18 protein-coding genes and 1 tRNA gene (1 of these 19 only partly in view) are annotated in these 24,296 nt (G+C 39.4%); 5 read left to right on the plus strand and 14 right to left on the minus strand.

Going from position 1 to position 24,296, the window contains the following annotated elements; genetic code table 11:
- From KZP23_RS22735 to KZP23_RS22750, 4 genes are all read right to left on the minus strand, one after another.
- Positions 1 to 741, minus strand: the 5' portion of a protein-coding gene (locus KZP23_RS22735) for an adenylosuccinate synthase (RefSeq protein WP_226334084.1). It extends 531 nt beyond the left edge of the window; 741 of the gene's 1,272 nt are visible here — the first part of the coding sequence; its start codon is at positions 739 to 741; the stop codon falls past the left edge of the window.
- A gap of 126 nt (positions 742 to 867) precedes the next feature.
- Positions 868 to 1,212, minus strand: a complete 345-nt coding sequence (locus KZP23_RS22740; protein WP_226334085.1) for an STAS domain-containing protein — start codon at positions 1,210 to 1,212, stop codon at positions 868 to 870.
- Entirely contained in the window at positions 1,209 to 1,676 is a 468-nt protein-coding gene (locus KZP23_RS22745) for a Fur family transcriptional regulator (protein ID WP_186758361.1), read from the minus strand. The genes KZP23_RS22740 and KZP23_RS22745 overlap by 4 nt, the downstream gene beginning before the upstream one ends.
- Before the next feature lie 68 nt (positions 1,677 to 1,744).
- Positions 1,745 to 3,967 carry a RelA/SpoT family protein gene (locus KZP23_RS22750; protein WP_226334086.1) on the minus strand — a complete coding sequence of 741 codons (2,223 nt, stop codon included), beginning with the start codon at positions 3,965 to 3,967 and terminating at the stop codon, positions 1,745 to 1,747.
- Between the two features lie 302 nt (positions 3,968 to 4,269).
- Between KZP23_RS22750 and KZP23_RS22755 the strand changes: the two genes are divergently transcribed.
- The 4 genes from KZP23_RS22755 to clpX all read left to right on the plus strand — a co-directional run bounded on the left by KZP23_RS22755 (position 4,270) and on the right by clpX (position 7,771).
- Positions 4,270 to 4,351, plus strand: a tRNA-Leu gene (locus KZP23_RS22755).
- A 114-nt stretch (positions 4,352 to 4,465) separates the two neighbouring features.
- A complete protein-coding gene (gene tig / locus KZP23_RS22760) occupies positions 4,466 to 5,794 on the plus strand; it encodes a trigger factor (RefSeq protein ID WP_226334087.1) in 1,329 nt (442 codons plus the stop codon).
- 79 nt (positions 5,795 to 5,873) lie between these two features.
- Entirely contained in the window at positions 5,874 to 6,545 is a 672-nt protein-coding gene (locus KZP23_RS22765) for an ATP-dependent Clp protease proteolytic subunit (RefSeq protein WP_186758372.1), read from the plus strand.
- Positions 6,546 to 6,547: 2 nt separating this feature from the next.
- The gene (clpX, locus tag KZP23_RS22770; RefSeq protein ID WP_226334088.1) at positions 6,548 to 7,771 is read left to right on the plus strand and encodes an ATP-dependent Clp protease ATP-binding subunit ClpX; all 1,224 of its coding nucleotides are present in this window, start codon (positions 6,548 to 6,550) and stop codon (positions 7,769 to 7,771) included.
- A gap of 48 nt (positions 7,772 to 7,819) precedes the next feature.
- Here the strand turns inward: clpX and lpxB are convergent, their stop codons facing one another.
- The 7 genes from lpxB to KZP23_RS22805 form a co-directional block, all read right to left on the minus strand.
- Positions 7,820 to 8,926 carry a lipid-A-disaccharide synthase gene (gene lpxB / locus KZP23_RS22775; RefSeq protein ID WP_226334089.1) on the minus strand — a complete coding sequence of 369 codons (1,107 nt, stop codon included), beginning with the start codon at positions 8,924 to 8,926 and terminating at the stop codon, positions 7,820 to 7,822.
- Between the two features lie 141 nt (positions 8,927 to 9,067).
- Entirely contained in the window at positions 9,068 to 9,487 is a 420-nt protein-coding gene (locus KZP23_RS22780; RefSeq protein WP_226334090.1) for a 6-pyruvoyl trahydropterin synthase family protein, read from the minus strand.
- A gap of 82 nt (positions 9,488 to 9,569) precedes the next feature.
- Complete coding sequence (locus tag KZP23_RS22785; protein WP_226334091.1) at positions 9,570 to 10,274, minus strand: hypothetical protein; 705 nt, start codon at positions 10,272 to 10,274, stop codon at positions 9,570 to 9,572.
- Positions 10,275 to 10,276: 2 nt separating this feature from the next.
- Positions 10,277 to 13,738, minus strand: coding sequence for a S8 family serine peptidase (locus tag KZP23_RS22790; RefSeq protein WP_226334092.1), 3,462 nt, complete (start codon positions 13,736 to 13,738; stop codon positions 10,277 to 10,279).
- Positions 13,739 to 13,841: 103 nt separating this feature from the next.
- Complete coding sequence (locus tag KZP23_RS22795; protein WP_226334093.1) at positions 13,842 to 14,699, minus strand: DUF4843 domain-containing protein; 858 nt, start codon at positions 14,697 to 14,699, stop codon at positions 13,842 to 13,844.
- 11 nt (positions 14,700 to 14,710) lie between these two features.
- Positions 14,711 to 16,174 (minus strand): RagB/SusD family nutrient uptake outer membrane protein, encoded by a 1,464-nt coding sequence (locus tag KZP23_RS22800; protein ID WP_226334094.1) that lies wholly within the window; start codon positions 16,172 to 16,174, stop codon positions 14,711 to 14,713.
- 12 nt (positions 16,175 to 16,186) lie between these two features.
- On the minus strand, positions 16,187 to 19,165 hold the full coding sequence (locus tag KZP23_RS22805) for a SusC/RagA family TonB-linked outer membrane protein (protein ID WP_226334095.1): 2,979 nt from the start codon (positions 19,163 to 19,165) through the stop codon (positions 16,187 to 16,189).
- 535 nt (positions 19,166 to 19,700) lie between these two features.
- Between KZP23_RS22805 and KZP23_RS22810 the strand changes: the two genes are divergently transcribed.
- Positions 19,701 to 20,618 carry an IS1595 family transposase gene (locus KZP23_RS22810; protein WP_226332547.1) on the plus strand — a complete coding sequence of 306 codons (918 nt, stop codon included), beginning with the start codon at positions 19,701 to 19,703 and terminating at the stop codon, positions 20,616 to 20,618.
- Between the two features lie 63 nt (positions 20,619 to 20,681).
- On the opposite strand, the gene KZP23_RS22815 is transcribed toward KZP23_RS22810, so the two are convergent.
- From KZP23_RS22815 to KZP23_RS22825, 3 genes are all read right to left on the minus strand, one after another.
- Positions 20,682 to 22,592, minus strand: a complete 1,911-nt coding sequence (locus KZP23_RS22815; RefSeq protein WP_226334096.1) for an OmpA family protein — start codon at positions 22,590 to 22,592, stop codon at positions 20,682 to 20,684.
- 4 nt (positions 22,593 to 22,596) lie between these two features.
- Complete coding sequence (locus KZP23_RS22820) at positions 22,597 to 23,223, minus strand: 7-carboxy-7-deazaguanine synthase QueE (RefSeq protein ID WP_226334097.1); 627 nt, start codon at positions 23,221 to 23,223, stop codon at positions 22,597 to 22,599.
- Positions 23,224 to 23,356: 133 nt separating this feature from the next.
- Complete coding sequence (locus tag KZP23_RS22825) at positions 23,357 to 24,241, minus strand: bifunctional 5,10-methylenetetrahydrofolate dehydrogenase/5,10-methenyltetrahydrofolate cyclohydrolase (protein WP_226334098.1); 885 nt, start codon at positions 24,239 to 24,241, stop codon at positions 23,357 to 23,359.
- Positions 24,242 to 24,296: the final 55 nt, after the last annotated feature.

Raw genomic sequence — 24,296 nt, forward strand, 5'->3', positions numbered from 1 at the left:
AGCGCCAGCAGTCATCGTACTACTACTTGTAACGAATGGATAACTACCAAAATCAATATCCAACAAGGAACCTTGCGCTCCTTCCGCCAAAACTTGCTTGCCAGAAGACAACTCCGTATTCACCTCATACTCACTGTTGATCAGATTCAGTGTCCTGAAGAAATCGATAGCCTCAAAGAAAGCGGTTTCTAATTGTGGCAATTCTGAAATGTCATAATTATAGAAACCTAAGGTATTTTTATGCTTTTCTACTAAAGCATTGTATTTATCCTGAAAGTCTGAGCTAAGAATGTCCCCCACTCTCAAGGCAACCCTTCCAATTTTATCTTGATAAGTCGGCCCAATACCTTTTAAGGTAGAACCAATCTTTTTATCTCCTTTGGATTTTTCATAAGCAGCATCCAACAACTTATGTGTAGGTATAATGATCGTAGCTTTTTTAGAAATAAAAAGGTTTTGCTGATAAGCTATATTAAACTTTTTAAGCCCTTCAATCTCTTTCCTCAATACTACAGGATCCAAAACCACCCCATTACCAATGACATTTTTAAGGTTCCCCCTGAAAATACCACTCGGAATCTGGTGAAGGACATGCTTAATCCCATCAAACTCCAAGGTATGACCAGCATTAGGACCTCCTTGAAACCTGGCAACCATATCGTACTTAGGTGCGAGGAAGTCAACTACTTTACCTTTGCCTTCATCCCCCCACTGTAGGCCTAAAAGAACGTCCATTTTCATTGTATATATTTAATGTCTAATTTTTGTATTTGTCAAATTCCGCGTGAAGTTTGCAATAACAAAAAAAAATAGCAACTCAATGCTACTTTTTTTATATCCAAAGCTTTAAATTTTAGTAAAAACCAATCATTTTACTTTTTCTCTGGCATCTTCCAAAGATTCGTACACGGTAAATATATTATTAAGCTTGGTGATGATCAGCAGTTTTTTCACATGCTCAGACGGAGAAGCCAAAAACACTTCGCCTCCTGCGTTCCTCATCTTGGTAAGCATAGTGATCAAAACACCAATACCGCTAGAACTGATATACCTCACCTCTTCTAGGTCAATAATGCAGCTTTTAACCCCTGCCTGCAAAGCATCAGAAATTACTTCAACCAATTTTGGACCGGACTCATCCCCGATTAAATCCCCTTTTATGGAAAGGATTAAATTATGATCTTCTCTTTTAGAGCTATAGGTTAATTTCATACGGCTAGTTTGTTTTCACAATCCTTCTTATTGCAATTTCCGTACAAAATTAAGGAATGATGTAGAATATTAAAATTTAAAATTTCACCAACCGTATTTTGTATGTTTTGAATCCTAGGGTCACAAAATTCAACCACTTTATGACACTCAGTACATATCAAATGATCATGCTGCTTGTAACCATATGATTTCTCATACTGAGCCAAGTTTTGACCAAATTGATGCTTTGTAACCAAATCACATTCCACCAGCAAATCCAAAGTATTATATACAGTAGCCCTACTGACCCTATAATTCTTGTTTTTCATGCTGATATAAAGTGATTCTACATCAAAATGTCCGTCTCTCCCATAAATCTCCTCTAAAATCGCATAACGCTCGGGAGTTTTCCTTAGCTTCTTATTCTCTAGGTAGGCGGTAAATATTTTCTTTACTTCTTCAAATAGCGTCTCATTCAATGCCATTTTCTCGTGTTTTATTTTTACAAATATACACTTCTTATTTAGAAAAGATTCAAATAAGACCTGACTAATTAATCAAACCTAGTAACTTTAATCACACCTGGCACTTGGGATAGATTCGCAATCAGGTTTTCGAGATGATTGGTACTATGTACATACAGTTTGATGGAACCCTCAAAAAGCCCACTTTCGGAGTCTACTGTTATTGACCTCATATTTACCTTAAGTTCATCAGAAATCACCCTGGTCAAGTCATTTATCAAACCTACTCTATCAGTCCCCACTATCTTCAATCCAGCAAGAAAAGCTATTTCTTGCTGACTCGTCCACCGAGCCTTTATCACCCTATTACCATGATTGGACAATAATTCCAATGCATTAGGACAACTGGTTCTATGGATTTTTATACCCTCATTTACAGTCACAAAACCAAAAACATCGTCTCCGGGAATAGGGTTACAGCACTTTGCCAAAATATAATCCACTACATCCATGTCTTCACCTATCAGCAGTTGATCATGGTCTGGACCTTTAAGGTTTTTGATTTCCTTAACAAAAGAGGACTCATCCACCACATTTTGTAACGGGCTTTTGACTTTTTTCTTTTTGGTCTGCTTAAAATCCCTGAAAGATTTAATGGATGTAGGATCAATAATCCCTTTCCCAACTTTGAAATAAAACTCATTTGCAGTCTTGGTTTCAAAAAACGCCCGCAACTGCTCTACCACTACCGAGGTAAAATCCATCTTCATCTGGCGAAGCTTGCGCTGTACGATCTCCTTACCATCCATGATCAAGGATTTTTTCTCTTCTTTGAGCGCATCCTTGATTTTTGCCTTTGCCCTAGAAGTGATCACTGACCTTAACCAATCTTCTGATGGTTTTTGCTTATTGGACGTCAGGATCTCTACTTGGTCACCATTTTTCAGCTTATGATTAATGGGCACCAAACGCTGATTAATTTTAGCTCCAATACATTTTGCACCTACTTCGGAATGTATCTCAAAAGCAAAATCCAAAGCCGTAGCTCCGAATGGCAAGACCTTTAAATCACCTTTGGGGGTAAAAACGAATACTTCATCCTGAAAAAGGTTCCCCCTAAAATCATCCATGAACTCTATAGCCGAACCATCATTGGATTCCAACAGGGTCCTCACCTGTGTGATCCATTCATCCAGCCCCGCTCCACCTTTTGAGGAACTAACATCTTTCTCCTTGTATTTCCAGTGCGCCGCATAACCTCTCTCAGCAATATCATCCATCCTCTTCGTCCTTATCTGAACTTCGACCCATTGCCCTGTATTGCTCATCACTGTGGTATGAAGGGACTCATAACCATTGGCCCTAGGCGTACTGATCCAATCCCTCAATCTATCCGGGTTGGGGCGATAAAAATCTGTCACAATGGAATAAACCTGCCAACAATCAGCCTTCTCTGACTCATCATTTGAATCAATAATGACCCTGATCGCAAACAAATCATAGACTTCTTCAAATGGTATATTCTGCTTTTTCATCTTGTTGTAGATAGAATAAACAGACTTTGGTCTTCCCTTGATATTAAACTTAAAGCCCTGCGTTTCGAGTTCACGCTCTACTGGCGCAACAAAGCTCTTGATGAATTTATTCCTGGAAACCCTAGTTTCTTTGATCTTACCCACGATAAACTGGTATGTTTCCGTATCGGTATATTTTAGGTATAAATCCTCCAGCTCTGATTTGATGCTATAAAGCCCCAAACGATGCGCCAACGGGGCATAGAGGTACATGGTCTCTGAGGCGATCTTCAACTGCTTATGCCGTGGCATACTTTGCAGTGTCCTCATATTGTTCAGCCTATCTGCCAGCTTGATCAAAATCACCCTAACATCATCTGACAGGGTCAAGAGCATTTTCCGGAAATTTTCAGCCTGCTGGGAACTGCCATACTCAAACACACCTGAGATCTTGGTCAGCCCATCTATGATCTTGGTCACCCGTGGCCCAAATTCCCTTTCAATATCCTCTAGTTCCCATTCCGTGTCCTCCACTACATCATGCAACAAGGCAGCCACAATGCTGGTGGTTCCCAAACCTATCTCCTCTACACAAACCAAAGCGACCTCTAGCGGATGATAAATATAAGGCTCACCTGATTTCCGTCGCATCTCTTTATGGGCCTCGCTAGAAACATTAAAAGCCTTTTTGATGACTTTGGCATCACCACTCTTCAATAAAGGCTTGGCCAACCTTAGCAGCTTTCTGTATCTCTTAAGTATTTCTTTTCTTTCGACCTCTGGATCTATGTTAATCATATTATTAAAATCGTAGTTACAAACTGCTCTGCAGCTCTCAGGTTCCAACTCACCAAATTACACACTAATTTCAATCTTTTTTCTCCAAAAGCCCAGTAGGCAAAGAAAGATTATCACTGGTGTTTTCACACCAAAATTTATTCTTATTGATTTTCAACCACTTAATGTTTTACCATGAAATTTATTCAACTTTTTTTCTTGTTATCTATTGCAGGTTATAATTTCATTATTACCTTTGCATCCACATTAGAGAAGCAAATGTAATCAAAACCAAAAGGGTAACACTTACATTGGCAAATCAAGCGGATGTGGCGAAATTGGTAGACGCACTAGACTTAGGATCTAGCGCCGCGAGGCATGGGGGTTCGAGTCCCTCCATCCGCACTAATCAACCAGCCCTCAATCACGAACCACCAATCCTAACCGATCCATCGGGCGGGCAAATGGTGTCGAGGTTGAGGGTTTTTAGTTTATAGCAAAATTTAATCAATTACAGCCTTGGAAATCAAACTAGACAAGCAATCTACTAATCAAGCTTCAATTAAAATTAGTTTAAATGAAGCAGATTATCAACCTAAAGTTGATGCCAAACTAAAAGACTATGCCAAGAAAGCCAATATTAAAGGTTTTCGCCCTGGTAAAGCTCCAATTGGTATGGTTAAAAAACTATACGGAACGTCTGCTTTGGTTGAAGAAATCAACGAGATCCTTTCTTCATCTTTGAACAACTATATCAAAGAGCAAAGCTTCAAAATTCTAGGCGAACCTCTTCCAGTGGTTGAAGATGCTGATGCTATCGACTGGAATAAGCAAAAAGAATTTGATTTTGAATATAAAATCGGATTTGTAGAAAACGTTGAAGTTGCTTTGGACAAGTCTATCAAAGCCACTGATTATAAACTAAAGGTTGACAAAAAGGCTGTCGATGATGCTATCGAAAACTTAAGACGTCAGTATGGTAAAATGACCAACCCTGAAGTAAGTCAAGAAAACGACTTCCTATATGGTGACCTTAAGTCTGCAGATGGTTCTTACGAGCAAACATTATCTCTTCCTCTTTCTAAAATGGACGGAAGATCAGTAAAGAAATTCATTGGTGTGGAAAAAGGTGCTGTCATCGAGTTTGATCCATCTAAAGCCATCAAAACTGATCTTGCAGAAGTATTAAGCCTAAGTGAGGAAGAAGCTGCCAATATCGCTGGTACCTATACTTTCACCGTGCAGAACATCAACAGAACTGAAGATGCAGCATTGGACCAAGAATTCTTCGACAAAGTATTTGGGCCTGACCAAGTAAAAACTGAAGAAGAATTTGTAGCCAAGGTAGAAGAAATCCTTAGCGACAACTATAATAAAGAAACAAAGGTTTTCAACGAGGAGAAAATTAAAGAGCTTCTCGTAGAAAAAGCCAATATTGAACTTCCTGAAGCATTCCTTAAAGAGTGGTTATTGAAAGCCAATGACGGAAAAGTGACAGAAGCTGATGTGGAAAAAGAATTCCCAATCTATGCTAAGCAATTGACTTGGTCGCTAATCTCCAACAAAATTGCTGAAGAGAATGAAATCAAGGCTGAGCATGAGGATGTAATTGCCAAGACCCAAGATATGGTTCGTGAGCAATTGGCAGCTTCAGGTCTAGGAGCTCAAATGGAAGACAATATGGACATGTTTGTCAACAACTATCTTCAAGGCAACGAAGGACAGAACTATATGCAGATGTTAACAGCTGTTCAAAACGACAAAGTCCTGGAACTTGTCAAGGACAAGATTACCATTAAAGAAGAAAAGATAGATGTCGAGAAGTTTAAAGAGCTAATCGAAAACTAATTCACATAATTAATCGTTAATAAAAAGTCCTTTTCTAAGGGCTTTTTTTATTTTTGTACTAATTCATAAAAAAGACGATATGATTAACAAAGAAGAATTTAGAAAATATGCCATTCACAGCCAAGGTGTGAGCGGCACTGCTTTTGATCAATATACCCAACAAATCGAAAACATGACCAGATCGGTAATTGAGGAAAGACCTACCAATTTCCGTGAAATTGATGTTTTCTCTAGGTTGATCATGGATCGCATTATTTTTCTGGGTACACAAGTAGATGACCATATTGCCAATATCATCACTGCTCAGTTACTTTTCTTGGAATCTGTAGACTCTAAGAAAGACATTCTATTATACATCAATAGCCCAGGCGGCTCTGTTTATGCGGGTTTAGGCATCTATGATACCATGCAGTATATCAACCCTGATGTGGGAACTATTTGTACTGGTTTGGCAGCCTCTATGGGCGCTGTATTATTGGCTGGTGGAGCTGCGAACAAAAGAGCGGCCTTACCCCATTCAAGGGTTATGATTCACCAACCTCTTGGTGGCGCTCAAGGCCAAGCTTCTGATATTGAAATCACTGCCAAGCAAATCTTGATATTGAAGCAAGAATTGTATGAAATATTGGCTCATCATTCTGGTAAAGACATCGAGCAAATTGAGAAAAACTCAGATCGCGACTACTGGATGAGAGCCCCTGAAGCCAAAGAATACGGCTTGATAGACGAAGTATTGACTAGAAAAAAATAATAATGGCTCAAGTTACTTGTTCCTTTTGTGGGAGAAATAAGAAAGATGTAGACCTGATGGTTTCGGGAATTTCAGCGCATATCTGTAATTTCTGTATTGATCAGGCCTTCCAAATCTTAGGAGAGGAAGAAAAGACAAAAAAACAGGATAAAAAACCGAAGTTTAAATTAAAAAAACCGAAGGAACTTACCCAGTACCTCAATCAATATGTCATTGGTCAAAACGAAGCCAAAAAGGTACTTTCTGTTGCTGTTTATAACCACTATAAACGATTGCTTCAGAAGACCAATGATGACGAAATCAAGATAGAAAAGTCCAATATTATCATGGTTGGGGATACAGGAACAGGTAAAACATATTTGGCCAAAACATTGGCTAAAATTCTTGAAGTTCCTTTCTGTATTGCTGATGCTACGGTTTTGACAGAAGCAGGCTATGTAGGCGAGGATGTCGAGAGTATCCTTACCAGATTATTACAGTCTGCCGATTATAATGTAGAAGCTGCAGAAAGAGGTATCGTTTATATTGATGAAATCGATAAGATTGCCCGTAAATCGGACAATCCATCGATTACCAGAGATGTAAGTGGTGAAGGTGTTCAACAGGCCATGCTTAAATTATTGGAAGGCACCACGGTCAACGTTCCACCTCAGGGAGGCAGGAAGCACCCTGATCAAAAAATGATTGCTGTCAATACTGAAAATATCCTTTTCATTTGCGGCGGTGCATTTGATGGTATTGCGAGACATATTGCCAATAGACTAAATACACAACCTCTCGGTTTTAGCAAGAAAACCGAACAGGAGCTTATTGATAGGAACAATTTATTGCAATATGTGACAGCTCCTGATCTGAAATCGTTTGGACTAATACCCGAATTGATAGGCCGTCTTCCAGTACTAACTCACTTGGATCCTCTGGATAAGGAAACTCTCAAAAGCATCCTTACTGATCCTAAAAATGCCCTTACCAAGCAATACATCAAATTGATGGAAATGGAAGGCATCAATCTCCTATTTGAAGAGAGTGGTATTGATTATATAGTTGAAAAAGCAGTAGAATATAACCTTGGAGCAAGAGGACTTAGGTCTATTTGTGAGGCCATAATCACTGATGCAATGTATGAACTTCCGTCTGAAACTGACATCAAGGAATTAGTAATAAACAGAAAATATGCCCAAGAGCAATTTGACAAATCAAAGTTCAAAAAACTCCAAGTAGCATAATCAAACTGTTTGAAATAATTAATAACCTGCTAACAAATTGTTGGCAGGTTATTTTTTTATACTTTCCACAATCATCTTCGCGGTTTCCTGAGAAGCACTTTTATTACCCAACAACTCTCTGACCAAATTATACCCCTCTAGGATTTCAGCTTTTCTTTGGGCATTTCCCAAAATAGCCCTAAGTTCCTCTAACAAAACCTCTTTATTATATTCTCCCTGAATCAATTCCCTTACCACTTCCTTATCAACAATCAAATTCACCAAGGAGATAAACGGTACTTTTATCAAATTCTTTGCTATGGCATAGCTAATGCCAGATGTTCTATAAACCACCACTTGTGGAACCCTAAACAATGCCGTTTCCAGAGTAGCAGTTCCTGAAGTAACTATAGCCGCATTGGCATGATAGAGCAAATCATATGTTTGGTCAAAAATCACCTTCACACCCATGTCAATGGCATTTTGATAAACTTCTTCTGGCAGGTTTCTAACACCCGCTATGATAAATTGGGCATTCGAAAACAGAGGAACAATATCCACCATGGTCTGCATCATTTTGTCCACCTCTTGCCTTCTACTTCCCGGAAGTAAAGCGATTATTGGCTTATAGCTCAATTCATTTTTTTGATGAAAAAAATCATGTGGCGTAAATTTTGCCATTTCATCCAAGAGCGGATTACCTACATAATTCACATCCCAATCAAACCGCTTAAAAAACTCTGGTTCAAAAGGCAATATGCAATACAAGTGGTCAACATACTTTTTCAACTTAAAAGCACGTTTTTGATTCCAGGCCCATACCTTAGGAGAAATATAATAATGGACAGGTATACCTTTTTCGTGGCAAAACTTGGCAATCTTCATATTAAAACCGCCATAATCCACCAAAATCACAGCATCTGGCTGGAATGCAAGAATATCTTCCTTTACCAGCTTGAGGTATTTGAGCACTTTCCTGAAGCCAAACAAAACCTCAACGAAGCCCATTAGCGCAACGTCATCATAATGAGCCACCAGAGAGAGATTAGCCTGCTCACTGTAGTCTCCGCCCATCCCCCTCAAATTGGCCTGAGGGTCAAGTTTTCTGATGGCAGTTATCAAGTTGGACGCATGTAAATCGCCGGATCTTTCACCGGAAATAATATAGTACTTCATATAAAAGTGAATAAAGGGAAATTACCCAATGCTACAGGCAATATTAGCAAATATAAATAAAGGGAATTACCATGAACCTGTCCTAAGACATTTGGCAAAGTAAGCATAGAAAAAGAAAAAGCCCTTTTAAAAGGGCTTTTTTTATTCTCCATAATATTCCACAAAATTCCGGGGAGTTTCATAAAGTTTCAACTTGTACAAGCCCCCATGAGGAGTAATTTTATCAATAGCAGGTTCAAGAATTTTCCAGAACTCCATCACCAAATTCTCACAACTGGCCATTTTACCAGACATAAAATCCACATCCACATTAAGGTTTTTATGGTCTACCTTTTCTATTACCAAAGTTCTAATCAAAGTACTCAGAGCCTTCAAGTCTACTACAAAGCCCGTATCTTCATCCGGCAATCCTTTAACGGTCACTATTAAATCAAAATTATGTCCATGCCAATTGGCATTGGCACATGGTCCAAATACTTCAATATTCTTCTCCTCAGTCCATTTAGGGTTCCAAAGTTTGTGAGCTGCATTGAAGTGTTCTTTTCTAGAGACTTGTATCATGACTGGTATTACGGTTTGAGACTGCAAAGATAAAAAAAAAGTAACACCCTAATATCATGAACTTAGGAATCCACTAAAAGACTTAACTTATTTCATTCATTTTGACCAAAAATTGTATAAGGTGATCTTCCCTGTTAAGGTTTAGCTTATTCTCTTTCAGGTATTTCTTTCCTTCTTTTTGATCATCGGAATCTAAACTTTTCACCATACTTCTATTGGAGAGCCTTACTGAAATGGCTTCCCCGCTAGAATTAATCAAATAATAAGATTCAGATGGAATAAATCTTTTTCCCGGACTTGGAGAGTAAGAATTCTTAGGAGGTGTTTCCAACTTATTCTTAAAAACCCTCACTAAAACATAATTTTCTCCTTCTAATAGGACATTAACAAAGTCGCTTTCGGAAACTCCAGGAACTTCATCAAATCCTTTTTTAAAAACCATTTTCACCAAAGCCCCGTCATTGTCTCTAAGATTATCCTGTGGTCGGTTCAGGACGAATGAATAAATTTGTTTTTTATCCAAGACAATTTGATTACCATTATCGTTTGCAGCCAAAATTTCCTTTTCGTAAACATTGATTTTGGTTGGTACATTTTCTTTTGTCCAACCCTTCTCCATGGTGTAACTGGCATTTGACCAATCATCAAATAAAAAAGGAGAGCCTAGAATCCCCTCATAAGATGACACCCTCAAGGGAACACCATTCATTTCGACATTAGCTATTTGACCAAAACTATTAAAACTAACAAAAACGAATATTAATACTAAATTTATTGAATTTCGCATGATTAATGTTTTATCACTTTACTTCTTAAAACTAAATCACCCATTTGGATCATAAACAGATAAACTCCAGCAGGTTGGGACAATTGATATTCAAAATTCACCTCTCTTTGTTGTTTATAAAAGGACCTAGATGAAATTTCCCTGCCATTAAGAGTATATACAGCCAACTCCAATTCCCCCTCATATTCATTATTAATCCTCAAATTGACTTTCCCCGTTGTAGGACTAGGCCCAATAAAAACCCCAAAGGTTCCTAGCGAAGGTTCTTCATCTTCTATGGCAGTGACCAAAACTGGTTCAGAAAGTCTGTTACACGTCTCGTCGGATATGGCCACCTGATACATCCCATCATTATCTGCAGCATAGGAACGGTTAGTAGCACCCGGTATCTTCGCCCCATTATAATACCATTGATAGGCATTTGCCAAAGTCTGACTGGTCATCACACTCCCATTTACTACTATCACCGGAACCTGCAGTCCATTCTCGCTTATAGTCACGGTCTTTGTAAATGATTCACTTTGGATATTGTTCCCAATGGTTAGCACCACATCATATTCTCCTGTTTCAGAGAAGCTAAAACTAGGGTTTACCAAATCTGAATTTCCTGCGTTTCCAAAATTCCAAGTATATGTACTGATACTTCCCTCACTAAGATTCGTAAATTCTGTTGATCCTCCTACGCAATTAAATGCGGAAGTAAAGTTGGCAAATAATACATCTTCACAATTTTGGACCAACCAATTATCGGCATTGATCACTTCTGCACCTAAACCTAAATTCACAATCGCATCTCCCGACAAATCAACTCCGTCTATATTAAGGAACTCAAAACAATACTTTTTATAAATATCATGAACAAATTCACCTTTCTGTGATGCGTATATGCGTGCTTCACTATTACTGGTAGATTCGACAACAAGATTTTCTAATAGATTAAATTGTTTACTTGGGGACAAATCCAAAAGGGCTCCTTGTCCCATTACCAAATTATTGGCTGTAAAACCGGCAACACTTCCCAGGATCATGCTGCCATTTTGAATATATATATCACTTATAAAACTGGAACTACCATTATACACCAAGTCACCAGATTGTACCTCTAGGGAATTAATAGCTCCATTATTGTTGGTCAAGGATCCATTGACCCCATCGAAAATAAAATTCCCCTCAAATGTGAAGCTTGAGTTATTTGAAATATCGATACTTTCATGGAATTCCAAAACATCAACATTACCCTTCAAAACCGAACCTTGTTCCAAAAACAAACTGTTTAACTCCAGCCTTTCAGCTCCTACCAAAAGTTCTCCCCCCACTATCTCCAACCTATCCAATAATTCTGCATTGGTAAGATTCCAATTACCAGAAACTATTCTAACTGTAAGGTCTTCAAATACAACTCCCGCAAATTCCATAAATTTGTCCTGTTCGTCAGCAGCATCAAAAATCACCTCTCCATGACTTATGCTCGTCAACTGGTTACTTACTCTAAAACCTCCTCCTACGGCCAACTCAAAAGTATTCATATTCATATTGACTACTCCTCCACCAAAAATATTGACACTGAAAGCGGAAGAATTCTCTGACAAATTCACTTGGGTACTTTGACCTGATGCCAGTTCAAAAAGTACTCTTGAATCAGCGTCAGGAATTTTATTGGCTGAAACGCCTCCTTGTGTTTCAGACCAATTGGCAGCATCACTCCAGTCTCCTGTTGCCCCACCTACCCAATATAAAGTCTCATCTGCACCATCAACCGTACCCGCCTTTAACACTAAGGAAAACTCCTGCGCTCCATTGGTCAAACTTCCCTTATGGCTTACCCTCACCGTATATTTCTTTGGGGTCGGAGAACTGATAATGACTTGTTCCACATTATCCCTAAAATTATCAGCAGAGTTAATTGCCTGACTGTTGGCTCCTTTACTTGGATCAAGTGACCAAGGGAAATATTCCTGGCCGGTCTCGTCTACAATACGCATATCCAAATCATTGACCAGCTTTAAGTTTGACGGGTTCAATATAGTTGGACTCGGACTGGATGAAGGATCTGTCCATGCAATAGTGGCCTTTATTGGGCTTATTCCGTCTGATACTATTTCATATTCATATACTCCACCTTGTTCCAAGGTAAGTTCTCTAATTAAATCTGAAGAACCATTCTCCTCTATGATCATTTCAGCTGCCGCTTTTGCATTCAATATTCCCCAACCATATACATAATCCGGTCCCTCATAAAGTCCTCCATCCAAGGCAGTATTAATGGCCAATGCCTTAAGGGTAGATGACCGCATATAATCTCCACTATTCCTCTGGGCGTATAATTGTTGAAGTAGCAAGAGGGAACCTGCCACATTGGGAGAAGCCATAGAGGTACCACTTAAGGTCGTGTAGGCATCCGTTCCATTTTCCGAAATTGCCGTGCTAAAAACACCAACTCCTACGCCTACTAAATCTGGCTTAATCCGGCCATCATCTGTAGGGCCCCAACTCGAAAAATCACTTATTGCCAGTGAAGACCTATCATTATATTCCTCAAAGGGAGATACTGCCCCAACTGTAATGACATTTTTAGCTATTCCTTCCGGCCCAATGGTATCATCTGGACCATCAGGGTCCCTGGTTCCATCTCCTCTATCTGTCCTATCATTTCCTGCAGCCCAAACCATGGTATAATAAGGTTTTGAAAAAGCTATATCGTCCAAAGATTTGCTTTTTGCTGTATATAAACCAAACCGATAATCCTCATTAGGATCAACTGATGGATTTCCGGCCCATTTCCAGGTTCCATTTTGATCCCGGTACCATCCCAAAACAATCCCATAGGAATGATTCGAAACCAAATGTCCATCTGGCTTAGTTTCTTTATCATAGGCATTAGTGCCCATTTTTGAAATATCCCCTTCCCAGTTAAATGCCCAGCCATTTGACTCATAGGCCATGCCCTTTGCATTCTCATTCAAGCCTTCGGCCAAAAGCGTACCCGTAACGTGAGTAGCATGGTTACTGATCACCTCACTTGATCCATCGACCTGTCTAACTCTCCCTCCGAATTCTGCATGATCAGGTTTTGGACGAGTTTGATCATAAACACCTATGGTCAAACCCTTACCTGTAAGGTTAAGGCCAAGGTCCCCATTGGGGTGAAGGGCATCTGTTTGGGTGGTTTGCGCCGCTCTCACATTATAAGTGATATAGTAAACTGGTGCTCCATTTTCATCAAAATATCGCAGCTCGCCTACTTTTCCCTCTTCCAAAAATAATTTAATCGGAACTCCCTTAGAAGCCGCCATGACCTTAAGGGCATCATTACCTAGTAAATATTGCTTATAATTGGCATCAAAATCTACTTGAATCCCCTTTCTTACTTCATCAATTTTCCGTCCTATTTCTGAAGACTCCTGTGCTTTTGCTAAAACAAAAGCGCAAAACAAAAAAACATTTATCAGTAATAATTTTTTCATAGATAATCCACTTGGCCTCAATAAATAACTCTTCCAATTTATAAAAAGTTTGTAATAAAAAAGGGAGACATTATATCTCCCTTTTAAAAAATATTATAACCGCTTATTGTTTTGTAAGCACTACAGTTCCTCCATCTCCATAAGTATTTGACCATACTATCCTTATGGTACCGTTTATTGGATCTGCAGTTCCGCTGATCGTAAATGGATCCCCATATTGATCTGTATTGCTTGCATCACCAGTAATATCATTACAGTTATCCGATATCCTACCTGTCGCACCTGAGTCCCCATATCCGTTTGGATATAATCCAAAGGTCATATCACTCAATTGATAAACCCCTGTTCCCACTTCTGCAATATCAATGGTATTATTAAAAGTGTAATTGGTTAATGTTTGGCTTGCTCCTCCACTACCATCTCCCAAAATCAAAGTTTCCCAAAACACAGAATAAGTTCCCTCTAACTGGGATGCGCAAACCATCCTCATTTTATAGGTCAACTCTCCATAATTAGCACTTATTTTCGCACCACTGGCATCTGTGATTTTCAAAACCAAATCGGGAGTTTCTTCTAACCCAATATTACCTATCAATACTTCCACCATCAACGTTGCTGTCACTTCACCAGCAGGAATGGTCACTGTATTGGATGGTAAATTATAATGGACACCTTGAATAGCTGTAGAACTAGGGTCCGCCTCTACTTGAACCGTAAGATCACTAGTACCTGCTGCTCCGACCAAATTGACTTGGATCTTTCCCATATCCGTTTGATCAGTGTTGCCTTCTTCTTTTTCAAAATTCTCAGTATAACCATTGGGTAGATTGGCATCATTGAACTCAATTTCTACCCCGCTCCAAACTGTATCTAAACCTGGATCATCGAAACAGGATGTAGCCATAAAAGATACTAAAGCTACCAATAAGTATATATATTTTGATTTATGCTGTCTCATCATTTCTCCTTCTTTTAGTTATAATCCGGATTATTTTCCAACAAATCATTCAGTATGATTTCATCCTGAGGAATAGGAGATAAAATCCTATAATCTGAGTAAGGTACAGGTTCGAAATTTCCAGATTTAGAAATTGTCATACCATTTCTCTTCAAGTCGAACCATCTGTGTCCCTCGGTTGCAAACTCCACCCTATTCTCATGCATAATTAAGTCCATCAAAGCGGCACCACTAGCTGCAGTATTGCCCAAACCTCTTTTACTTCTCAGCGCATTAAGATCTGCTCTGGCGCCTGTTTCATTGGAAGTTTTATAGCGTGCTTCAGCCCTAATTAAATACAATTCAGAAGCCCTGAAAATTGGAATATTCTCGAGAAAGTCACCTTTATGACCCAACCACTTAGTAGATCGGTAAAATGTACCTGCAGTCCCCTCTCTTTCTGTTTCTACCCAAGTATCCAACCTCACATCTCCGGCTTCATAGGAGGCCAGTAAATCATCTGATACCGTTAGAATAAACTGGGCACTGGCATATACATTGGCCAAAAGGGAACACATAGAATTATTCAGCCCATCAGTCCCCAGCCAATCCTGAGAACGGATCTCCACTTCAAATAATGATTCTGGATTGGGAGCGGTAGAAAAGCCTGCTACATAGCCCTCAGCATCCATCAGGCCAGTCCCATCATCGGTCAAGCCAAAACTCACCATGGCATTAGTGGCCATAGTAGCTGCATCTGCATAATTTGACATATACAGATAAACCCTGGCCAATAAGGCCTGAGCAGCTCCCTTTGATGCCCTATAAACATCTGTTGTTCCTATACTAGCACTGGGCAATAACTCGATGGCACTGTTTAGATCCGAAACTATCTGGGCATAAACCTCAGTATTGGTAGATCTTGCTCTAAAATCCGCAGCGGATAGGCCTAAGGTAGGCGTAGTTCTTAAGATAACACTTAAATCAAATCCATTTACTTCTTGTCCAGGCTCATATCCATAGACCCTAGCCAGGTCAAAGTAATTCAATGCCCTGATAAAATATGCTTCTCCTTTTACCCTATTGCGTAAATCTTCATCTCCTTCCACTTCGTCTATTCCAGCCAAAATAATATTGGCATCATTGATGGAGCCATACAAACCAGGATTATTATCCGTGTCCGTATCTACCTCAGTAAATTCCCACAAGTTAATGTGTTGACGATCTGCATTGGCTTCCTGACCAATATACCTACCAGTGTTTGCAATAACTTTTAAATTATCTGCCATCACTTCCGGTGCTATCTGCATGACCTGACCGTAATAATCAAAGCCCCTGGTCCTTCCATACATGGAAAAAGCCAAGGATTGATACCCCTCTACATCTGCCAGTGCAGTTTCTGGTGTTAAGCTTTGGCGAGGCTCTGTATCCAATAAATCTGAACATGCCCCCATTGCTAAAGCCGAACCTACAAATAGTATTTTTATAATATTTTTCATTTTGCTTTAGTCTTAGAATGTTAGATTGATACCTGCAGAAAATTGCTTCGAATTTGGATAAGCGCCATAGGTACTTTCACCCACGCTCAACACTTCAGGATCAATCCCATTGAACTTGGTAAATGTTGCCAAATTGATCCCTTGAGCATAAATCCTCGCACTTTTCATCCCTATTTTATTGGCAATAGCCACTGGTAAAGAATAATTCAAGGTCACTTGCTTTAATCGGATATACCCACCATCATTGACCAACCTGGTAGATGATGTACCTAAACTTGAAGTACCTGGTGCCTGCCCTCCTTCATATGGCATAGGTGTTTTGGTTATATCACCAGGTTCCTTCCAATAGTCCAACTGAGAAACATCCTGATTGTCTGGACTAGATCCTGCATAAGCTATATTATACAAATCTGAATTAAAGATTTTGTTTCCGAACTGATATTGGAAGAACACTTCTAATGAAACTGGCCCATAGCTAAATGAGTTGGATAAACCACCATAATTACTCGGTAGGCCACTACCTATATACCTCAAGGATGATTCACCCGCTATATAAGTATACTCTCCGTTCTCGTCCTCATACATTACCCTACCATTCGCAGGATTAACGCCCAAAAACTGATTGGTATACAAGAAATTAATAGGTTTACCTACAATAAGATCATTTCCTATCCTATCCAAACCATCATATAATTCCATCAATTCATTCTCCAAGAAGGTGATATTGAATGCAGTATTCCACTGAAAATCTCCTGAAACTATATTGACAGTTTGCAAATCAAAATCAATACCTTGATTCCTTACTTTTCCGGTGTTCCTTGTAATCGTCTTAAAGCCCGCATCAATAGGGAGTGGAGTATCCAAAAGCAATGCATTGGAATTTTTTCTCCAAAAATCCACCGTACCAATTATACGTCCATTAAATAAAGTCCAATCCAAGCCTATATTATAGGTTTCTGCTTCTTCCCAAGTCAACAAATCATTACCTAACTGGGACACCCAAAGCGCTCCACTTCCCAAGTATTGTCCCGCACTTCCTACCAAGGTCCTTGAGTCAAAATTCCCAATCTCTGAATTACCTGTAACACCATACGAAGCTCTCATCCTTAAATTGTCGATCCAATCCATATCCTGAAGAAAATCTTCTGATGAAATCCTCCATCCAGCAGAAAATGCATAAAATGTTCCCCACTTATATTCTGAACCAAAGCGGGAATTTCCATCTCTTCTAAGAATTACCTCCGCATTATACCGGTCGTCATAATCATATTTGGCCTGCCCGAATATACCGGCACGCTTATATTCTGTATAATTACCATTCACATCATATGGTGTGGCAGCATTCTGAAGATACCTCAATGTTGGGTTTGCAAAACCTCTACCCGTGGCAGAACTCAACTCATCCTGAGCCCCCTTATACTCAAATCCCAAAATACCTGAGATATTATGTACATCTTCAAAACTCTTGTTGAAATTAAAGTTATGGTTGGTATTGAAATTATTATACCTTCTGTCTGTATAACTCGCAGATCCTCCATAAGACGAAAAAGCAGGAATAGTAGAAGGTCTGCTGTTTTCATCCCGGTTATCCGTAAAGTCTATACCCGCATAGGAAGTAAAACTCAACCATGGTGTAAATTGATAATTCAAGGATAAATTGGAAACAGACTGAACAGTTGTCGCACGTCTCAATTCCTGATATACACCTTGAATAATATTGTATCCGAAAAGATGATCAGAAGGATAAGCAGCAAATTCTCCATCTTCATCATAAATAGGAACATTTGGCCTGGCCGCATAACCTGAAACAAATGGGCCATTCACAAAATTTCCCCTATCAATGGTCCCATTGGTCCTTTGATAAGCTAAAGACAAGTTGGCTGTTACAGTAAATTTGTCATTGGGACGGTGGGTAAGGTTGAGTCTACCTGTGCCCCGCTCATAATCTGACTGTATCACTTGACCTTCCTGAGAAGTATAAGAACCAGAAAGATAAAAAGTAGTCTTTTCATCCCCTCCTGAAATAGAAAGATCATAAATACTCAGCCGAGCATTGTCCCGATAAAGCGCATCCACCCAATCAGTGGACTCTAGGTCCGGATCTTCCGGATTACCATAGATTGCTGCTGCATCATTTGGGTTTAATCCTGCATTGGTATAAGATGCCTGCTTGATTTGAGCCAGCTGTTGGGCATTCATCACATCATATACTCCCAAAGGCTGCACAACACCTTCTTGAACTGAAAGTGTAATATCAGTTTTTCCTTCACGGCCTCTTTTGGTAGTGATCAAAACCACACCATTAGCCGCTTGTGCTCCGTAAATGGCTGCTGCTGCCGCATCTTTCAATACTTCAATGGATTCAATATCATTTGGGTTAATCGCCGCAAGAGCATTTTGGGAACCTTGGGTAGAGGCACTTCTTGTGGTCAATTGTACTCCATCCACAATATAAAGTGGTGAATTGCCCGCATTGATCGAACCCGTCCCTCTAATCCTTACATTCAGCGTTCCTCCTGGCTGCCCACTTCCTGAAGTAACCTGTACACCGGCTATTCTCCCCTGCATGGCACGATCAAATGATTGCATGGGAAGGTTCGCAAAGACTTCTCCCTTGACTGAAGCAATAGCCCCTGTGATCTCTCTTTTGGATTGGTCACCGTAAGATGTGATAACAAACTCCGACAAGGTCTGCACATCAGGCTCTAATTCAACATTGATGATTGACTTGGTTCCAATAGGAACTTCTATCGTCTTCATCCCCACAAAACTAAAAATAAGAACGGAACTACCGGATGGCACATTGATGGAATACGCCCCATCTAAATCTGTAGCTACTCCTACTGTAGTCCCTTTAACGAGAACCGTAGCCCCCGGAATGGCTTCTCCATCAGCTGTGGAAGACACTATTCCGGTGACAGTACGGCTTTGACCGTATACCATGGCACAAGCCACAAGGAATACCAGTCCTAGCAGTAAAACTTTCTTCATGATAAATAATTTTATTTTGGTTTAACATCTATAATATAGTTTATTCTCTCTTAATAATCCAATAACAAGCCCCAATTTCAATAAACTATAAAAATCAATAATCCTACAACAAACCAACCTAACTATTGTTTACAAAATTTAATTCTGAATAAACAACGCAAACCAAAACATGATCTAAATCAACAAAACCTAACCTAACAGATAAAATAAACAGTAATACAAAGCAATATTTTGACCACAAACAACAACCAAACACCATTTATAACATATTTAAGATTAAAATGGAATTCTTCCTTTCAAAATCTAAAAATTATTTAAATAATACCTTCATAAAACTATGTTGCACAAAAAAAAGCGAAATAACCAACTGAAAAACAATTCATTAAAAAAACTCAAACATGAGAGCAAAAAAACAAACAGCTAAATAAAAATTATGTGTATCCGTAAGAGTGCACGTAATAAAATATGACAATACGTGTCATTAAATTTCAAGGTATCAGGATAGTTGTTTTCTTGCATAAAAACAAGAAAAGCTATGAACCTTATAGAATTTACGGGCCATTTCCCAGATGAGGAAAGTTGTGAACAATACATCAAGAAATACCGTGAGAAAAGCGGTATACGGTGCAAAAACTGTGAGAAGATAACCCGACACTATTGGTTTGCCAACGGCAGGTTTTTCGAATGCAGCAGTTGTCGGAGACGTTCTTCTCTTAAATCAGGGACGGTAATGGAAAACAGCAAGCTTCCGCTCCGTATCTGGCTATTGGCCATGCTGTTTATGTCGGCGACCAAGAAAGGGTTTTCCTGCCTTGAGCTCCAGCGGCAACTGGGGCTTAGCCGATATGAGACCACTTTCCGTCTGATGCACAGGATACGGTCAGCCATGGGACAACGAGATGAGCTTTATATCCTCAGTGACATGATTGAATATGACGAGTGTTATATGGAAACCGTACAGGAGAACCAGATCTTGGGTCAGCTTAAACGTGGAAAAGGCAGCCAGAAACAGACCGCAGTAGCGGTGGCGGCCGAATCGGTACCCTTGGAAGACCTGGATTCCGGGCAGAAAACAAAGCGCTGTGGCTATTTCAAAATGAGGGTCATGGACAAAGTGGACTGCGAGAGTGTCAATGCCTTTATCCGGGCCAATACCGTAGGGGATGTGGTACTGTTTACAGACAAGAACACGGCCTACTCGAAAATAGAGGAAGTGGTGGCCACCCATTTGGCCGTTCCATCGGGAAAGGAGTCCGTAAACGACACCTTAAAATGGGTACACAAAGCAATCAGTAATCTTAAAAGAACCCTGTTGGGGGTATATCACATGATAACTTATAAATATTTACAGAACTATTTAAATGAGTTTGTTTACAGATTGAACCGAAGATATTTTGGCAAAGGACTCTTTGAAAGGCTCGTTATTGCGGGCACTTACCCATACGTGCAGTAAAACGGATACACATAATAAAAATTACCTCCAAATAAAAACAAAACCAACGAATTTTCTTTGATTTCAATTTATTACAATCTCAATCCTTCGATTTTTAGCCCTATTGGATTGATTGGAATTAGGTACCAAGGGCTTTTTGTCCCCCCAGCCCATCACTTCCAATCTGGAAGCTGGAATACCGTTTTCAATAAGATAAGACTGTACACTTTTCGCTCTGCGCATACTCAAATCTTGATTATAACTTTCTTCTCCAATATTATCCGTGTGCCCTTCTATTACAATATTCACTTGCTCATTTTCCAAAAGGAACTTTTTGAGTCTTGACAAGGAGCTTTTTGACGCTGGTTTTAATTCTGATTTATCAAAATCAAAAAACACATTTTCAAATAGGAACTGTTCACCTTTGGCCACTGGTTTAAGACCAATCTCCATATTTTTGATATCCTTTAAGCTATCTTTTTCCACATTATAGATCTTTGGCAAAAAGCCCTTTTTCTCAACATAAAGTCCAGAAAACGCCTTATCAGGATAAATCATCATAAATTGCCCTGAATCTCCACTTGACCTAAACTCATAGAGGGTACTGTCGTTCTCTAAATTTACCAAAGCCAAAGAAGCTACAATTGGCTCTCCTGTCTTTTCATTCACGACTTTACCTCCGGTAACAATCAAGCGTTCTCCAAGATCAATTTCCTCAGGAAAAGTGAAGCGAAACAAATAAGATCTGTCCAGAACACCGTTCCGAATAGAATTCTCGGTATAATAAGCATAATCCCTTTGTGCAGTAATAAACAAGGCCAATTGATCCTGCTGATCATTTATAGGATAACCCAAATTATCAGGCATTTCAAATTCTCCTTTACTGATCTTGCTACTGAACAGGTCCATCCCTCCAAAACCCAAATGTCCATTAGAAGCAAAAAACAACAACTCATTATTGAAATATAAAAAAGGTGAAACCTCATCAAACTTGGTATTCACAACAGCCCCTACGTTCACAGGAACCGACCAAACACCTAACTTATCCCTCATGGAATAATAAATATCATTCCCTCCAAATCCTCCCCTTCGGTTAGATGAAAAGAAAAGAATACTGCCATCAGCAGATAATGATGGCTGAGAATCCCAATACCTGGAATTCACCTTCTCGCCCATATTTTTTGGCTGCTGCCATTTACCATCTATCTTATAGGCAATGTATAAATCACAAGAACCAAAGGAATCAGGCGCATCACAGCTAGTATATATCAATATATTCCCATCTGCGGAAATGGTACAAGTACCCTCATTATATACGGTGTTTATATTATTTCCCAAAGTCTCAGGACTGGACCAGCTCAGCCCATCCCAGGTAGAAGTAAAAATATCCTCATGATCAGTTCGCGCTATCCCATCTCTTTTTGTGAACAGCATCTGTCTGCTATCTGCTGTTAATACAGGAAAATACTGCTGATAAAATTCATTGAGTGGTACTGGCAGCTTCTCCTTATCGATCTGCTTGGTCTTTCTCATTTCACTTTCAATGAATGAAAGTTGTTCATCCATTTCCTTATAAGCGTGAGAAGCCTTTAGGGCATTGGAAAAATATCGCTGAGATGATTGAAACTTCATTACGGCCTGATCAAAATCACCAGACTTCAAATATATCTTCGTGATCAACCATGCAAAACTGGCCTTATGTTCAATATTCCCCGCACTTTTCAAATCACCCTTGATGGACACCTGAAGCGCCTCTGGATAATCTCCTTTATTTAACAATAACTGAGACCACTTTCTATATGCCTCCAAAAAATTATCATTTCTTTTTACCGCCAACTCAAACTTCTCCATCGCTTCATCATACCTTCTTCTCAAAGTCAAATCTTCCCCCTCTTGATAAAGCTTAATAGCTCTCCTATCATCAACGGTATACTCTTGGCCGTAAAGATGAAAACTGATAAATATAAAAAAGAGGACTATTTGGGTTGTTCGCATTTATTTATGGTATATCCATAAATTTATGAGTTTGAAGCGAAATATTCCAATCTGGATGACTTTTTACGTAATTAATTATGTCGTTGATGTACTTTTCTGACCTACTCCACTCGGGTTGAAGCAGTTTTTTACACTTTTCAGTAACCATAGCAGCATGCTTCTCTGCAAAATCAAAATCACTCTTATGAAAAACAATCACCTTTAGTTCATCCGCCCTTTCAAAAATACTTTCGTGTGGTTCTTTAAATTTCTTTGGGGAAAAACAAACCCAATCAAAATGTCCTGAAAAGGGATGCGTTCCACTGGTTTCAATATTGATAATGAAACCCTTTTCTTTTAATAGGGATGTGAGCGGATTTAAATCATACATTAAAGGCTCTCCACCAGTGATCACCACCAATCTTCCGGGATGTTCCAAAGCCCCCTGTACAATCTCCTCGATAGATAATACGGGCCATTTACCTGCTTCCCATGATTCTTTCACATCACACCAAACACAACCAACATCACAACCTCCCAAGCGGATAAAATAAGCAGGATGTCCTGTAAATGTCCCTTCACCTTGAATGGTGTAAAACGCTTCCATGACAGGAAGCTTCAATCCCTTTTCTACTAAATCTTTATCTATCATAATAATTTTTGATTGAGCGGGTAATTGAACCGCTTATGTTCTGGCTTTAGGCCTTTTTATATAACAAAGCAGGCTTCATGACTGGAAGTTCCCTCCCAATTAAAAAGCCTGCCCTTAAAAATATCTACCTATCTTAAGGATATACCTTTTTTTCTGCTGACTGTAAGGTATTATAAAGCAATGAAGCAATGGTCATCGGACCAACACCTCCTGGAACAGGAGTAATTGCTGAAACTTTATCAGCAACTTCATCAAACTTAACATCTCCAATCAATCGGAACCCGCTCTTTTTAGAAGCATCTTCAATTCTATGGATCCCCACATCCACTACAACAGCTCCTTCTTTCACCATATCCGCAGTGACAAATTCAGGTTTACCAATGGCCACAATAAGAATATCTGCGGTTTTGGTAATCTCCTTTAAGTTTTGTGTTCTACTATGAGTAAGGGTAACCGTACAATTTCCTGGGTTTCCATTTCTGGCCATCAAGATACTCATTGGCGACCCCACAATATGGCTTCTTCCTATCACCACACAATGCTTACCGGAAGTTTCAACATGATATCGCTTAAGCAATTCAACAATTCCATATGGCGTTGCAGCAACATATGTAGGCCAATTCAAAGCCATTCTACCTACATTGGCTGGGGTAAAACCATCCACATCCTTTTCAGGCTTGATCTTAGCGGTCACTTTCTCCACTGATATATGATCAGGCAATGGAAGCTGAACGATCAACCCATCGATCTCCGGATTCTCATTGATATCTTCCACTGTTTTCAATAACTCCTCCTCAGAGACACTATCCTCTAATCGTACCAATGTGGAATCAAACCCAACAAATTCACAAGCTTTTACCTTAGCTCCTACATAAGTCTGACTGGCTCCATCATTACCCACCAAGATCGCAGCCAAATGAGGAATTTTACCTCCTTCTTTTTTGATTTCCTTAACTCGGTCAGCAATTTCGTTTTTAATTTCTGCTGATGTTTTTTTACCGTCTATTATTGTAGGCATAATTTATTCTTTAAGTGAGAAGTACGAAGTGGGAATCCCACCTGTTAATCACAGT

The organism is Echinicola marina (assembly GCF_020463795.1).
Taxonomy (GTDB): domain Bacteria; phylum Bacteroidota; class Bacteroidia; order Cytophagales; family Cyclobacteriaceae; genus Echinicola; species Echinicola marina.

What these genes read in the sequence shown, in the direction of transcription:
- KZP23_RS22740 (WP_226334085.1), bottom strand. Translation starts at nt 1,212, where the DNA reads ATGAAATTAACCTATAGCTCTAAAAGAGAAGATCATAATTTAATCCTT.
- KZP23_RS22745 (WP_186758361.1), bottom strand. Translation starts at nt 1,676, where the DNA reads ATGGCATTGAATGAGACGCTATTTGAAGAAGTAAAGAAAATATTTACC.
- KZP23_RS22750 (WP_226334086.1), bottom strand. Translation starts at nt 3,967, where the DNA reads ATGATTAACATAGATCCAGAGGTCGAAAGAAAAGAAATACTTAAGAGA.
- KZP23_RS22765 (WP_186758372.1), top strand. Translation starts at nt 5,874, where the DNA reads ATGATTAACAAAGAAGAATTTAGAAAATATGCCATTCACAGCCAAGGT.
- clpX (WP_226334088.1), top strand. Translation starts at nt 6,548, where the DNA reads ATGGCTCAAGTTACTTGTTCCTTTTGTGGGAGAAATAAGAAAGATGTA.
- lpxB (WP_226334089.1), bottom strand. Translation starts at nt 8,926, where the DNA reads ATGAAGTACTATATTATTTCCGGTGAAAGATCCGGCGATTTACATGCG.
- KZP23_RS22780 (WP_226334090.1), bottom strand. Translation starts at nt 9,487, where the DNA reads ATGATACAAGTCTCTAGAAAAGAACACTTCAATGCAGCTCACAAACTT.
- KZP23_RS22785 (WP_226334091.1), bottom strand. Translation starts at nt 10,274, where the DNA reads ATGCGAAATTCAATAAATTTAGTATTAATATTCGTTTTTGTTAGTTTT.
- KZP23_RS22790 (WP_226334092.1), bottom strand. Translation starts at nt 13,738, where the DNA reads ATGAAAAAATTATTACTGATAAATGTTTTTTTGTTTTGCGCTTTTGTT.
- KZP23_RS22795 (WP_226334093.1), bottom strand. Translation starts at nt 14,699, where the DNA reads ATGATGAGACAGCATAAATCAAAATATATATACTTATTGGTAGCTTTA.
- KZP23_RS22800 (WP_226334094.1), bottom strand. Translation starts at nt 16,174, where the DNA reads ATGAAAAATATTATAAAAATACTATTTGTAGGTTCGGCTTTAGCAATG.
- KZP23_RS22805 (WP_226334095.1), bottom strand. Translation starts at nt 19,165, where the DNA reads ATGAAGAAAGTTTTACTGCTAGGACTGGTATTCCTTGTGGCTTGTGCC.
- KZP23_RS22810 (WP_226332547.1), top strand. Translation starts at nt 19,701, where the DNA reads ATGAACCTTATAGAATTTACGGGCCATTTCCCAGATGAGGAAAGTTGT.
- KZP23_RS22815 (WP_226334096.1), bottom strand. Translation starts at nt 22,592, where the DNA reads ATGCGAACAACCCAAATAGTCCTCTTTTTTATATTTATCAGTTTTCAT.
- KZP23_RS22820 (WP_226334097.1), bottom strand. Translation starts at nt 23,223, where the DNA reads ATGATAGATAAAGATTTAGTAGAAAAGGGATTGAAGCTTCCTGTCATG.
- KZP23_RS22825 (WP_226334098.1), bottom strand. Translation starts at nt 24,241, where the DNA reads ATGCCTACAATAATAGACGGTAAAAAAACATCAGCAGAAATTAAAAAC.